Here is a 13,686-nt window from a genome sequence, read left to right as displayed (position 1 = left end):
AGCTGGATTTTTAGCCTACCGGCCCATCGCCGGCAAGCCGGCTCCTAAAGGTTCGCCACGATCATGTGAGAGCCGGCTTGCCGGCGATAGGGCCGTTACAGACCAAGAGCTATCAGCAATCCGGCTTGCCCGCCGTGAACCGCTTGGCCGGGTTCACCGCAGCCTTGAACTCACGCAGTGCCTTGGCGCCAACCAGCAGCGGATAGTTGAAGCTGCTGCGATCGACCAGGTTGACCTCGACGGTACGCTTCACATCCCCCAAACACAGCTCCAGGTCGACCACCGGCCGTTTGGAGAGCTCCGGCGCATCGCCTTCTTCCTCTTCGTCAGCACGGTTCTTGATCTTGCTGATGCGCGCCAGCTTGTGCTCGTAGACCTTGCCGTCGGAATCCTTGGTCGCCAGGCGGAAGCGCACCCACTCTTCGCCATCGCGGGTGAACAGTTCGATGTCCTTGGCCGACAGCGAGGCGGTATAGGCGCCCGTATCCATCTTGGCTTTCAGGGTTTCGCCGATCTCAGGCAGGGCAATGTTTTCATAGCGACCGTAAAGGGTGGGCTCAGCGGCCATCACCGGCAGTGCGAACAGCGACAACAGGGCAAGCAGACGTTTCACGGGCAAACTTCCTTGAGAAGGGTCAGTGCTTAGACTGCACGAGGAGGATAGGTTCGTTGTCACACCTTAAACAACACAATGTGAAACATTTGTACCAACCACCGGGCATTCGACGTTTGGCGTAGAGCACTACCCTGCTTATCATTGCCGACCGCAAAATTCACACAACAAGAGTCTCCTTATGCGTCGCCTGTTTACCGGCATTCTTACGACCACCCTGCTGTTGCTCAATACGGTGGTGATGATCTGCCCGCTGTTGGTCTTCGCCCTGCTCAAACTGGTGTTGCCAGGCCGTGGACGGGACTATGCCTCGTGGGCGGTGATGTGGATTGCCGAGACCTGGTCGGAGATCGACAAGGTCATCTTCTCGCTGTGCATCCCCACACAATGGGACATCCGTGGCGTCGAGAATCTGCGTCGGGACACGTCCTATCTGGCGGTGAGCAACCATCAGACCTGGGTCGACATTCCCGCGTTGATCGAAAGCCTCAATCGCCGTACCCCATTCTTCAAATTCTTCCTGAAGAAGGAGCTGATCTGGGTGCCGCTGCTGGGCCTGGCCTGGTGGGGGCTGGATTATCCCTTCATGAAGCGCTACAGCAAGGCCTTCCTGGAAAAACACCCCGAGCTGAAGGGCAAGGACCTGGAGATCACCAAGGCCGCCTGCGAGCTGTTCAAGCGCCAGCCGGTGACGGTGGTCAACTACCTGGAGGGCACGCGTTTCACGGAAGCCAAGCGCCAGGCGCAGCAGTCGCCGTACCGCTATTTGCTCAAGCCCAAGGCAGGCGGCGTGGCGTTCGTGCTGGCGGCTCTGGGTGAGCAGCTCGACGCGCTGCTGGACGTGACCATCGTTTACCCAGGCAACAAGGCGCCCGGGTTCTGGGACCTGCTCAATGGCAGCATTAGTCGGGTGATTATCGACATTCAAGTGCGCGAGCTAGACCCGGCGTTGTGGGCTGGGGATTACGAGAACGACCCGAATTCCGCCAGACCGTGCAGGCCTGGGTGAACCAGTTGTGGGTGGAGAAGGACCAGCGGATCGAGCAGTTGCGCAACGAAATGGGCTGAGGCTCATGGCCTATCGCCGGCAAGCCGGTTCCCACAAAGTTGAGATCGGCGCAATACCTGTAGGAGCCGGCTTGCCGACGATAGGGCCAGTAAACCCACTATAAAAAACCCAATTAAAACCCAGGCTAATAATCAGCATAAGGATTACTTTTTTGTCATCACCCACCTAGCTGGATAAAAATCGACCAAAGCACAACTACAAAAATGCCTGGATCGATCGATGGCCAACCAACCTAGCTCCGCCCCCGCCCAACTCCGCCGCGTCCTGGCCTACCCGCCCTGGTGTTCTTCGGCCTGGTGTACATGGTCCCGCTGACCATCTTCACCACCTACGGCATCGTCACCGAAATCACCGGAGGCCGCACCGCCGGGGCCTATCTGGTCACCCTGCTGGCCATGCTGTTCACCGCCACTTCCTACAGCTTCATGGTCAAGCGCTTCCCGGTCGCGGGCTCGGCGTATTCCTACACCAACATGGCCTTCGGCCCTAACGCAGGCTTCCTCGCCGGTTGGTCGCTGCTGCTCGATTACCTGTTCCTGCCGATGATCAACTACCTGCTGATCGGCCTGTTCCTCAACATCGCGTTCCCGGCGGTACCCGCCTGGGCCTTCGTGCTCGCCTCGATCGCGCTGGTGACCCTGCTCAATGTGGTCGGCATCAACTCGGTGGCCAAGACCAGCAACCTGATCGTCGGCGCGCAGATCGTGTTCATCGGCGTGTTCGTCGCGCTGTCGTGCAAAACCTTGGCGGGCCAGCCTCTCGACCTGCTGTCGCCGCTGCTGGGCGACGATAGCAAGCCAGGCTTCGGCCACCTGATGGCGGGCGCTGCGGTGTTGTGCCTGTCGTTCCTCGGTTTCGACGCCGTCTCGACCTTGGCCGAGGAATGCCGCGACGCCCGCCGCGACGTGCCTCGGGCGATCATCCTCACCACTCTGTTCGCCGGCTTGCTGTTCACAGTTCTGGCCTATGTAAGCCAGCTGGTGCTGCCGGGCAGCAGCTTCGCCAACGCCGATGCGGCGGCCAACGAGGTGATGTTCAAGGCGGGTGGGCAGTTCCTGACCAACTTCTTCACCGCCGCCTATGTCGCCGGCAGTCTGGGTTCGGCGTTGGCCTCGCAGGCGGCAGTGTCGCGCATCCTGTTCACCATGGGCCGCGACAACGTGCTGCCGCAGCGCAGCTTCGGCTACCTGTCGCCGCGCTTTGGCACGCCAGTGTTTGCCATTTTGCTGGTGTCGGCGTTTTCACTGCTGGCGCTGGTGATCGACCTGTCTACCCTGGCCTCGCTGATCAGCTTTGGCGCGCTGGTGGCATTCTCGGCGGTGAACCTGGCGGTGGTGAAGACGCACCTGATGGGCGACGGCGCTCAGCGCAACCTCAAGGGGCTGCTGTGCTATGGCGTGGTGCCGTTGGTGGGATTGAGCCTTACGTTGTGGCTGTGGACCAGCCTGTCGGCGCTGACATTGGTGATTGGGTTGTGCTGGTTCGCCCTGGGGCTGGCTTACCTGGCTGTACTTACCGCGGGCTTCCGTCGGCCAATGCAGCTTGTCGACTTCTCCGAGACCGCTTGAACAGCGCGCCTCCCTGTGGAGCGGGTTTACCCGCGAAGACGTCGGCGAATTCACCTACGCTTTCGCGGGTAAACCCGCTCCCACAGGGGCCCCGCCAGGCCTTTAGACGGAAGGTACGGCAGCCACCGCCGGGGTTGTCCACAGGCTACCCAGGTTCTGCAACAACGACCCGGCAATCCCCTGCTGGCCAAGGTACGAAAGAATCAGCGGAGCAAACTGCCCGATCATCCCAGTATCCATGCCCAGCGCCTTGAAGGCGGTGTCCAGGTCGCTGCGATTCTGCACGTCGTTGCCCAGGGCATTGCTCAAGGCCGACGGGTTCTCACTGTTCTTGCCCAGCAACTCACCCAAACCACTCAGCCCACCCAACGCGCTGGCACCTGCCAACAGGTCAAGCCCAGGCACGGCCTTGGTCAGCTGGCCAAGTCGTCGCCGCTCAGGTTGTTACGCGCCAACCCCAGCATCGCCCCCGCCCCACCCACGGCTTGTTCCGGGGTGATCTTCAGTTCGCTGCCCAATGTGTTGAGCAAATTGGCCTGCGCCTCGGGTGCCTGCACCTGGGTCTGCTGGGTCTGATTCTGGGTCTGATTCTGGCTCTGCATGGCCGATACGGCATTGGCGGCGTCGCTCAGGTTGAAGGCGAACACCGGGCTTGCGGCCAGGGTCATCAGGGTTGCCAGGGTGAATGCTTTCATCGGGAGGGACCTCGTGGGCCGGGATGGCCTGGGAAACGAGGCTTTTGACTAGTGGTTTGGGGGATTGTTCCACTCAATCATCGGAGATGATCGGGTTACCAGCCATTCCCCGAAATCCCCTTACCTGATAAAACTGCTAGTTGTTGCTGCTGGAGTTGGCGCGCAGAGTAGTGCGAAATCGCTCAAATTTCAGGACAGCAATTATGAGCCACAATCACGTGTTCCAGAACATACAGAACCCCAACCAGCCAGAACATATTCAAACGCAACCTGCCGCCAACAGTGCCCATCATTTCTACCAAAACGACCAATTAGCAACAGAAGTTACTGCGCAGGGTAACCGCCATGTTTTGTGGGCTAACGAAACTGCTCTCGTTCAACACGGACAGGCAAACAATGCCAAAATGCTGCGAGTTGACCTTGCGAACTCGATTCTGGGCATCGCGAATGCCCCTATGGCCTATGCACCCTACGGCCATAGGCTCGACAGTGAAATGAAAGCACTATTAGGATTCAATGGCCAACGGCGTGACCCTGTAACCAAAGGCTACTCTCTGGGTAATGGGCGCCGTTTGTACAGCACAAAAACAAGACGATTCTGTAGCCCGGACATACTTAGTCCTTTCGATGAGGGTAGCCTGAATGCGTACGCTTATTGTGAAGGGGACCCAATAAATCGCCACGACCCTACAGGTCAGTTTTTCCAGAATCTATTTAGAAGCCTTAGATCTTCAGCACTCAAAAACACTGGCAGAGCCATTAACTTCGCCACCAGCGGGATCAGTAGAAATCCTGTCCCTGCTGATAAAAGTCTACGACAGCTGTACAACAAAGCTCAAACGTTTGCCACATTCCAAAAGAGTGCAAAACCTGCAACAATTCTTCCGCAAGGTAGCGTAGTTCCTGCCCTGCAGCGCAACAGTAGTCGCTCTCTGACGGCGTCATTGGCGCAAGCCATACACCCTCAAACAGCAACCCCATGCCGGGCACTCAGCCTTCAGGGCTCAACACCACTCAAAAGCGTACTGCTGAGCACGTTTCGTTTAAGTCAGGCAGAGGCGACGGTACTCTCTCGACAGGCCTACATTTGCTGGGCTTCTTAATAGTACCCGGCACTATATTCGGACTTGTCTATCTACTTAAGGCGATTCGTGAAAAGTAAACAAGCACCGCAGGAAGTCCGCGCTCTAATTTAGACCTCATAAGACATTTTTGACGTCAACCAAGAGTCAGAAATAATAGCTCTTGGCTCACCACCCTCAAGCTGTGCTGAAGGAGTTGTGCAAATAAATTACAACGTCCTTCAGCACGCGCACATCAAGCTCGCTATCTCCCTCCGGCGTTTGGCTCTGCTGACTTACCCATAATTTTTTGAGGTTTCACCTATTCCTTGTAGGACGTTTCCGAAACATACTCGCTACCCTCTTAAGCCATTGCGATGACCTGGGTTGCGCTCTAGTCTCGGGCGGTCGTTGCTCATCAACGACCGGCTTTGACAGGCCGATTTCGACAGTCGCGTGATGGCTCACCTCTATGGTGGCTGTGCGTGGGGCACCTCGTGTGCGCCGGGTTCACTCTGTCGACCGGTCTGTCAACCCGCGTGCAGCTACCACCCATTTGTTTGACAGCAAGGGTGTTGGCCCAACCGACAGAGGTTTTCACCATGCTGAAAGTTGTCCCCGATCCACCCCACAATTCCCATTCCCTCGAAGACACCCTCATCCAGGCCACAGACTACGCGCTGTGCGCGCAAACCGTCGCGCATCAGGCCATTCTGCTGCAGCCCAAGTCACCGGTCTCGATACTGATGATGGCCACGCTGCATGAGCTTGAAACGCTGCGGATGTTGCTTGAGACGGCTTTGGTCCAGGTGCAGATGCCGGCGGAGCCGCGGACGCTGCACTAGGGCTCAAGCCAGGTGTTGTCTGGTCTGGCCTCATCGCCGGCAAGCCGGCTCCCACAGGTGTTTCATCGTTTTCAAGTCCGCGCTGTCCTGTGGGAGCCGGCTTACCGGCGATGAGGCCAGACCAGGCTGCAGAAGACTTTCAGGGAGATTGAACAATGACAACCGACGACGACAAGACCACCGTGGGCAAAACCTTCTTCTATCAGGGCGAAGACCACACCCAGCCTTTGTTCTGCATTGCCCCAGGCATTCCTTGCCAGCATGCACGGGAACAAGCCTCCGAGCTGATGGGCTATGTGCGCGAAATGACCTGACCGGCGTGATGGAGAATGACCAGCAACTGATCTGGGCGTCCCACTACCTGAGCGCCTTGGCCAAGGCGCTGTTGGATGATGCCGAATTGGGCATGATGCGCTGAGGGTAGTACCTGATATATATGCCAGTTTCATCTTCCCAGCAGTCGTTCAGAATGGCTAACAGATCAACACCACTCGTTTTGTGCTGCAAGAGATCTGAATCATGGAAAAATCACTGAACCGGTCACTTTTCTTCTACCAAAATGGCAAGCTCACTACCGTGAGGCAAGGAGCACAACCGCACAATTCTCCGCCACGAGCATGTCCTTTGGCTGAACTGCGGACAACAGGAGCAGAGACCATTGGTTTGCTTGTTACTGATAACAAAGGATCTGTGCTAGGCGTTGAAGATATCAACGAAAAGGAACCCCACATCCATTCGGTATATGGGCATGACCCAACCATCCCATCACCCGCCACGTTGCTTGGCTTCAACGGTCAGCCAGGTGACGCGATATTGGGTGCTTATCTTCTAGGGAACGGCTACCGTTCGCACTACCCAACGCTGATGCGCTTCGGCTCACCTGATAACCTTAGCCCCTTCGGAAAAGGCGGCATTAATGCTTATTCCTACTGTGAGGGTGACCCTGTGAACAACATTGATCCCAGCGGGCACTTCATCATAAATTTGCTACGAACCTTGTTTAATCGTATTTTTCGGTCTTTTTTCAAGACGGCGCCAAAAGCGGACATGATTGATTGGCTTGCTAGCAAAAGACTGCCGTCACCTCCCCCTAGGCGGAGGATGAGCAGCGGCCTTATATCTAGCTCAACTAGGATGTGCGAAATTACCCGTCCGCCCGCGCCTAAAAAGCGTTCACTTGAAGAACTCATCTGGACCCGTCAGCCAAGCAGCAGAAAATGAGCGCCAGAGCAAACAGTCAAGGCATTAGAACAACGTTAGCCAGCAAAAAAAGCCCCTCATCATGAGGGGCTTTTTTTAACTTTGAGCCATCAAGCCGCGCTAAACGTCTTATGCGGATCAATCACAAACTTCTTCGGTACCCCGGCATCAAACTCGCCATACCCTTCCGGCGCCTGATCCAGGCTAATCACCTGCACGCCCACAACTTCGGCGATGTTGATCCGATCCCACATGATCGCCTGCATCAGCGCACGGTTGTACTTCATCACTGGAGTTTGCCCAGTGTGGAAGCTGTGCGACTTCGCCCAACCCAGACCAAAGCGAATGCTCAGCGCACCAATCTTGGCCGCCGCATCTACAGCACCCGGGTCTTCGGTCACGTACAGGCCGGAATACCGATCTTGCCGGCCACGCGGGTCACTTGCATCAGCGAGTTCAGCACGGTGGCCGGGGCCTCATGCTTGGCACCTTCATGGCCATGGCCACGGGCCTCGAAGCCAACGGCGTCGACGGCGCAGTCCACTTCCGGCTCACCGAGGATGTCGATGATCTGCTCGTGCAGCGGGGCGTCCTTGGACAGGTCGACCACTTCAAAGCCCTGCGCCTTGGCGTGAGCCAGACGAGCCGGGTTGAGGTCACCGACGATGACGCAGGCAGCGCCCAGCAGGCGAGCCGAGGCAGCGGCCGCCAAGCCAACCGGGCCAGCGCCAGCAACGTAAACGGTGCTGCCCGGGCCAACGCCCGCCGTGACGGCACCGTGATAACCGGTCGGCAGAATGTCGGACAGGCAGGTCAGGTCACGGATTTTCTCCATGGCCTTGTCGCGGTTCGGCAGTTTCAGCAGGTTGAAGTCGGCGTATGGCACCAGCACGTATTCGGCCTGGCCGCCGGTCCAGTCGCCCATGTCGACGTAACCGTAAGCGCCACCGGCACGGGCCGGGTTGACGGTGAGGCACACGCCGGTGTGCATCTCTTTGCAGGAGCGGCAGCGGCCACAGGCGACGTTGAACGGTACCGAAACCAGGTCGCCGATCTGCAGGTGCTCTACATCACGGCCTTTTTCGATTACCTCACCGGTAATCTCGTGGCCCAGGACCAGGCCGACCTGAGCAGTGGTGCGGCCGCGGACCATGTGCTGGTCGGAGCCGCAAATGTTAGTGGAGACCACCTTGAGGATCACGCCGTGCTCGATCTTCTTGCCGCGTGGGTCCTGCATTTTCGGGTAGTCGATTTTCTGCACCTCGACCTTGCCCGAGCCGAGATACACCACTCCACGATTGCCAGACATGCTCTTACCTCGCTTGATTTGTATTTATGCAGCGTTGGTTGAAGCGCCGCCGTCCATGGGCGGCTTGTGTTACTGGAATGCAGGGAATTGTGGGCCGGATAAGCGCAAAGGCGCTGACTGGATGCGACAGAGGGATGTCTGTTAGCGGCGGGGCATTTAGGGGCCGCTGTGCGGCCCATCGCAGGCTACGCCAGCTCCCACGGATGCGCAGGAGCATTGCTCGTGGGAGCTGGCGTAGCCTGCGATGGGCTGCGCAGCAGCCCCAAGAGTCAGAGAACGACTGTCCGATTAGCGTTCAGGAACACCCGCCGCTCGATGTGATACCCCACCGCTCGCGCCAAAGTCAGGCATTCGATATCCCGCCCCTTGGCAATCAGGTCTTCGGGGTAATGGCTGTGGTCCACCACCTCGACGCCTTGGGCAATGATCGGCCCTTCATCGAGGTCGTTGTTGATGTAGTGCGCCGTGGCACCGACCATCTTCACGCCCTTGTTGTACGCCTGGTGATAAGGCTTGGCGCCCTTGAACCCCGGCAGCAACGAGTGGTGAATGTTGATCGCCCAGCCGTCCAGGCGCCGACACAGCTCAGGCGACAGCACCTGCATGTAACGGGCGAGAATGACCAGCTCGGCGCCGGTCTCCTCGATCACTTTCAACACCTTGCGCTCTTGCCCAGGCTTGTCATTGGGGTCGAGGGCAAAGTGGTAGTAGGGAATCTTGTGCCAATGCGCGAGCGGCTCGAGGTCGGGGTGGTTGGACACCACCGCCACCACGTCCATGCCCAATTGGCCAATGCGCTGGCGGTACAGCAAGTCGTTCAAGCAGTGGTCGGCCTTGGACACCATGATCACCACCTTGGGGCGGTGATTGGGCGCGGTCAGCTCGAACGTCATGCCAAACGCATCGCTGCGCTCGGCGAGGCCGGCGCGGAAACCGGCTTCGTCGAAATCATCCGGCTGACGGAATTCGACGCGAATGAAGAAGCGCCCCGACTGCCGATCATCGAAAGAGTGGTGCTCCGTGACATAGCAACGCTGCTCGAAGAGATAACGCGTCACCACATCGACGGTGCCGAGCATGCTCGGGCAGTCGGCGGTGAGAATCCAGGTATCCGGTGCCCGACTCATGTTCTGTTCTCCTTAGGCTTCGATGCTCAGGCCGTACTCGGCCGAAGCGTCCTGCAGCCACAGCCACCAGTAGTCGGAGAAGCTGCGGCGAACCACCAGTTCCCAGGTGTCTTCGGCAGTGCGGCGGATCACCAGTTGCGACTTGGCGAACACAGTGCCGACAGCCTTGCCCACCGGGAAGTTGTTCGGGTGAACATCATAGCTGGTGGACTTCATCAGCACGTCGCGCACGTTAGGGCCGCGCAGTTCCAGCAGGCTTTGCCCGCCGCTGACGTTGACCACTTGAATGTGCAGGCCTTCGAGGGCTGCACGCAGTTTTTGCTCGGTTTCGAACTCCTGACCGCCTGGGACAATCAGCAGCCACTCGTCGGGCCCCATCCATTGCAGCGACATTTCGCCGTTAGCGACGACGGTCAGAGCCACTGGCAGTTCCAGGCCCAAAGCCTTGTGTACGCCTGCGGCGAATTGCGGGTCGTGGCCATCGCCACGGATGGTCAGGTGACCGAGGAATTTCTTCTCACGCAGGGTCACGCCTGCGTTCTTGCGGCTTTGCCAACCAGGCTGGCCAGGTCGGCGTGGTGCAGTGGCGACTGAGCCTTGGCATCGGTGCCGGGGTTTTGCTGGAAGACGTTGATAGCGCTCATTTCTTACCTGCCTTGAATTCTTGTTCGTCGAAGCGACGCAGCTACCTGGGTGGATTCACCGGCCTCATCGCCGCGGTTCGTCGCCACGACAAGCCGACGCCTAAAGAGGCCGCATCATCCGAGAGAACTGCATCGAACCTGTGGGAGCCGGCTTGCCGGCGATTGGGCCAACCGGCTCTCCACAGGGCCCGGAATCAAACGTTCTGCCGCTCACCCTTCGGATCGAAGAACACCGAAGACACGATTTCCGCCTCGATCACGCTGCCATCGGCCTGCGGCGAGTAAACACGCTCGCCCATGCGCTTGAGGCCGCCTTTGACCACACCCATGGCGAACGAGTAGCCCAGGGAGTTGGCCGCGTAGCTGGAGGTGACGTGGCCGACCATGTCCATCGGAATCGGCTGTTTCGGGTCGAACACCAGCTGGGCGCCTTCCGGCAGCCACTTGGTCGGGTCGACCGGCTTGAGGCCCACCAGCTGCTTGCGGTTTTCGCGCAGGCAGTCTTCGCGGTTCATGCCACGCTGGCCGATCCACGAGAACGGTTTGTTGCGGCCCACGCACCAGCTCATGTTCAGGTCGTCCGGGTTCATCGAGCCGTCGGTGTCCTGGCCGACGATGATGAAGCCCTTCTCGGCGCGCAGTACGTGCATGGTCTCGGTGCCGTACGGGGTCAGGTTGTACTTCTTGCCTGCCTCGATGATTTTTTCCAGCACGCCCATGGCGTAGTTGGCCTGTACGTTGACTTCGTACGATAGCTCACCGGTGAACGAGATCCGGAACACACGGGCCGGCACGCCGCCGACGGTGCCTTCCTTCCAGGTCATGAACGGGAAGGCGTCCTTGTCCAGGTCGATGTCATCGGTCAGCTCGCTCAGCAGCTTGCGGCTGTTGGGGCCGGACAGGGTCATGGTGGCCCAGTGGTCGGTGACCGAGGTGAAGTACACCTTCATCTCTGGCCATTCGGTCTGGTGGTACAGCTCCAGCCACTGCAGCACGCGGGCAGCGCCGCCGGTGGTGGTGGTCATGTAGAAGTGGTTGTCGCCGACGCAGGCGGTGACGCCGTCGTCGAAGACCATGCCGTCTTCCTTGCACATCAGGCCGTAGCGGGCCTTGCCCACGTCGAGCTTGGTCCAGGCGTTGGAGTAGATGCGGTTGAGGAACTCGCGGGCATCCGGGCCCTGGATGTCGATCTTGCCCAGGGTCGAGGCGTCCAGCAGGCCCACGCTGTCGCGCACGGCCTTGCATTCACGGGTGATGGCGGCATGGATGTCTTCACCGGCTTTCGGGAAGTACCACGGGCGCTTCCACTGGCCGACGTCTTCGAACTCGGCGCCATTTTTCACGTGCCAGGCATGCAGGGCGGTGAAGCGCACAGGCTCGAACAGGTGGCCGCAGTGACGGCCGGCTACCGCGCCGAAGGTCACCGGGGTGTAGTTCGGGCGGAACATGGTGGTGCCCATTTCCGGAATGGTGATGCCGATCGAACGTGCGGCAATCGCCAGGCCGTTGATATTGCCCAGTTTGCCTTGGTCGGTACCGAAGCCCAGTGCGGTGTAGCGTTTTACGTGCTCAACCGACTCGAAGCCTTCGCGGGTGGCCAGTTCGATACCGGCAGCGGTCACGTCGTTCTGTTGGTCGACGAACTGCTTCGGCCCTTTGGTGCCCTTGTCGTGCGGCACCAGGAACAGCGCCACGGTGGCCTCTTCCTTGCGCGCAACGGTTTTCGGCAGGGTGCCAACGGTGGCCTTGAAGCCGGCTTCGGTGGCTGCGCGCACGCCGCCTTCGAAACCGTCGGCAATCACGTCGCCCAGCGCGTACACGCCGTTCACACCACCAACGCACTCGCGTTTTTGCGGTGCATCGCCCGGCACGAAGCCGAGAATGTCGTCACGCCATACCGGGCGACCGCCCAGGTGCGAAGCCAGGTGCACGATCGGGCTGTAACCGCCGGAGGATGCAATCAGATCGCACTCGAGGGTTTCGCCAGGGCTGGTGACTTTGTGTGCCTGCACATCGATAGCGGCCACGCGGCACCGGTGACGTGCTTGCTGCCCTTTGCCTCGACCACGGCACTGGAGGTGAGGATGCGAATGCCCTTGGCACGTGCTTCTTCAACCAGCGACCCACGTGGGTTGTGGCGGGCGTCGGCAATGGCGACCACTTGCAGGCCGGCGTCGTGCCAGTCCAGCGCGGCGCGGTAGGCGTGGTCGTTGTTGGTCGACAGCACCAGCTTGCGGCCTGGGGCCACGCCATAGCGGCGAACGTAGGTGGAAACGGCACCGGCCAGCATGTTGCCCGGCACGTCGTTGTTGCCGTACACCAGCGGACGCTCGTGGGCGCCGGCAGCCAGAACCACGCGCTTGGCGCGGACACGGTGCACGCGGTGGCGAACCTGGCCGATCGGGGCACGGTCACCGAGGTGGTCGGTGAGGCGCTCGTGGATGGTCAGGAAGTTGTGGTCGTGGTAGCCGTTGACCGTGGCGCGTGGCAGCAGGGTCACTTCCGGCAGGCTTTGCAGCTCCTTGACGACGGTGTTCACCCAGTCAGCGGCAGGCTTGCCGTCGAGGGTTTCGCGGCTGTCGAGCAGGCTGCCACCGAACTCTTCCTGTTCGTCGGCCAGGATCACACGGCACCGCTGCGGGCGGCAGCCAGTGCTGCGGCCAGGCCAGCAGGGCCGGCACCGACGATCAGTACGTCGCAGTGCTGGTTCATGTAGTCGTAGCTGTCCGGGTCGTTCTGCAGCGGCGCACGGCCCAGGCCGGCTGCCTTGCGGATGTACTTCTCGTAAGTCATCCAGAACGATTTCGGGTACATGAAGGTTTTGTAGTAGAAGCCCGGCGGCATCATGCTGCCGCCCACCTTGCCGAGGATGCCCATCACGTCGTTGTTGACGTTCGGCCAGCCGTTGGTGCTGGTGGCTACCAGGCCTGCGTACAGCGCCTGTTGGGTAGCGCGCACGTTAGGGATCTGGGTGGCTTCGCTGGAGCCGATCTGCAGGATGGCGTTCGGCTCTTCGGTACCGGCGGCGATGATGCCGCGAGGGCGCGAGTACTTGAAGCTGCGGCCAACGATGTCGACGCCGTTGGCCAGCAGCGCGGCGGCCGGGAGTCACCGGCATAACCTTGGTAGGTCTTGCCGTTGAAGCTGAAGTTCAGGACCTTGCTGCGGTCGATACGGCCGCCGCTGGCAAGACGGTAGGTCTGGCTCATACTTTTTCCCCTTGGCCCTTGGCGGTGGACGTGGCGCTGCTGGCCTTGCCGTTGGCGGTCACCTGCGGCTTCTCGCCGATCTTGTAGGTTTCCAGAATCTCGTAGGTCACGGTGTCACGGGTGACGTTGAAGTACATACGGCAGCCAGCGACGTGGTCCCACAGTTCGTGGTGAATACCGCGTGGGTTGTCACGGAAGAACATGTAGGTACCCCACTCCTCGTCGGAGCAGGCGTTAGGGTCCAGCGGGCGGGCGATGTGCGCCTGGCCAGAGGCGTGGAACTCTTCTTCGGAGCGCAGCTCGCCGCAGTGGGGACAGAAAATTTGCAACATGACGGTTGTCTCCG

General features: G+C 59.7%; 6 protein-coding genes and 7 pseudogenes. 6 read left to right on the top strand and 7 right to left on the bottom strand.

Translation table 11 applies throughout. The features are described 5' to 3' along the window. Positions 1 to 112: 112 nt before the first annotated feature. The gene (locus PspTeo4_RS23175) at positions 113 to 613 is read right to left on the bottom strand and encodes an ATP-dependent zinc protease (protein WP_322366153.1); all 501 of its coding nucleotides are present in this window, start codon (positions 611 to 613) and stop codon (positions 113 to 115) included. Positions 614 to 794: 181 nt separating this feature from the next. Here PspTeo4_RS23175 and PspTeo4_RS23170 point away from each other — a divergent pair. Together PspTeo4_RS23170 and PspTeo4_RS23165 are read left to right on the top strand one after the other, a co-directional pair. After that, a pseudogene (locus PspTeo4_RS23170) lies at positions 795 to 1,681 on the top strand (acyltransferase). Between the two features lie 267 nt (positions 1,682 to 1,948). Next, positions 1,949 to 3,250, top strand: a pseudogene (locus PspTeo4_RS23165) (APC family permease); the annotation flags it as partial. Between the two features lie 102 nt (positions 3,251 to 3,352). Here PspTeo4_RS23165 and PspTeo4_RS23160 read toward each other — a convergent pair. Beyond that, positions 3,353 to 3,945: pseudogene (locus PspTeo4_RS23160) on the bottom strand (DUF2780 domain-containing protein). Positions 3,946 to 4,148: 203 nt separating this feature from the next. Here PspTeo4_RS23160 and PspTeo4_RS23155 point away from each other — a divergent pair. The 4 genes and pseudogenes from PspTeo4_RS23155 (at position 4,149) to PspTeo4_RS23140 (ending at position 7,072) form a co-directional block, all read left to right on the top strand. After that, positions 4,149 to 5,048 carry an RHS repeat-associated core domain-containing protein gene (locus tag PspTeo4_RS23155; RefSeq protein WP_322366152.1) on the top strand — a complete coding sequence of 300 codons (900 nt, stop codon included), beginning with the start codon at positions 4,149 to 4,151 and terminating at the stop codon, positions 5,046 to 5,048. 560 nt (positions 5,049 to 5,608) lie between these two features. Further along, a complete protein-coding gene (locus tag PspTeo4_RS23150) occupies positions 5,609 to 5,851 on the top strand; it encodes a hypothetical protein (protein WP_322366151.1) in 243 nt (80 codons plus the stop codon). Positions 5,852 to 6,006: 155 nt separating this feature from the next. Beyond that, a pseudogene (locus PspTeo4_RS23145) lies at positions 6,007 to 6,269 on the top strand (DUF3077 domain-containing protein). 101 nt (positions 6,270 to 6,370) lie between these two features. Further along, positions 6,371 to 7,072, top strand: a complete 702-nt coding sequence (locus tag PspTeo4_RS23140; protein WP_322366150.1) for an RHS repeat-associated core domain-containing protein — start codon at positions 6,371 to 6,373, stop codon at positions 7,070 to 7,072. Positions 7,073 to 7,161: 89 nt separating this feature from the next. On the opposite strand, the pseudogene fdhA reads toward PspTeo4_RS23140, so the two are convergent. The 5 genes and pseudogenes from fdhA to PspTeo4_RS23115 form a co-directional block, all read right to left on the bottom strand. After that, a pseudogene (gene fdhA / locus PspTeo4_RS23135) lies at positions 7,162 to 8,360 on the bottom strand (formaldehyde dehydrogenase, glutathione-independent). 269 nt (positions 8,361 to 8,629) lie between these two features. After that, positions 8,630 to 9,487, bottom strand: coding sequence for a formyltetrahydrofolate deformylase (gene purU / locus PspTeo4_RS23130; RefSeq protein ID WP_322366149.1), 858 nt, complete (start codon positions 9,485 to 9,487; stop codon positions 8,630 to 8,632). Positions 9,488 to 9,499: 12 nt separating this feature from the next. Next, a pseudogene (locus PspTeo4_RS23125) lies at positions 9,500 to 10,131 on the bottom strand (sarcosine oxidase subunit gamma). 194 nt (positions 10,132 to 10,325) lie between these two features. Further along, positions 10,326 to 13,340 (bottom strand): annotated as a pseudogene (locus PspTeo4_RS23120) (sarcosine oxidase subunit alpha). Then, positions 13,337 to 13,672 carry a sarcosine oxidase subunit delta gene (locus tag PspTeo4_RS23115; protein ID WP_322366148.1) on the bottom strand — a complete coding sequence of 112 codons (336 nt, stop codon included), beginning with the start codon at positions 13,670 to 13,672 and terminating at the stop codon, positions 13,337 to 13,339. The pseudogene PspTeo4_RS23120 and the gene PspTeo4_RS23115 overlap by 4 nt, the downstream one beginning before the upstream one ends. Positions 13,673 to 13,686 lie beyond the last annotated feature (14 nt).

The organism is Pseudomonas sp. Teo4, from assembly GCF_034387475.1.
Taxonomy (GTDB): Bacteria; Pseudomonadota; Gammaproteobacteria; order Pseudomonadales; family Pseudomonadaceae; genus Aquipseudomonas.
The sequence above is the reverse complement of the archived record's forward strand: the minus strand, read 5'-3'. Positions and strand labels throughout refer to the sequence as shown.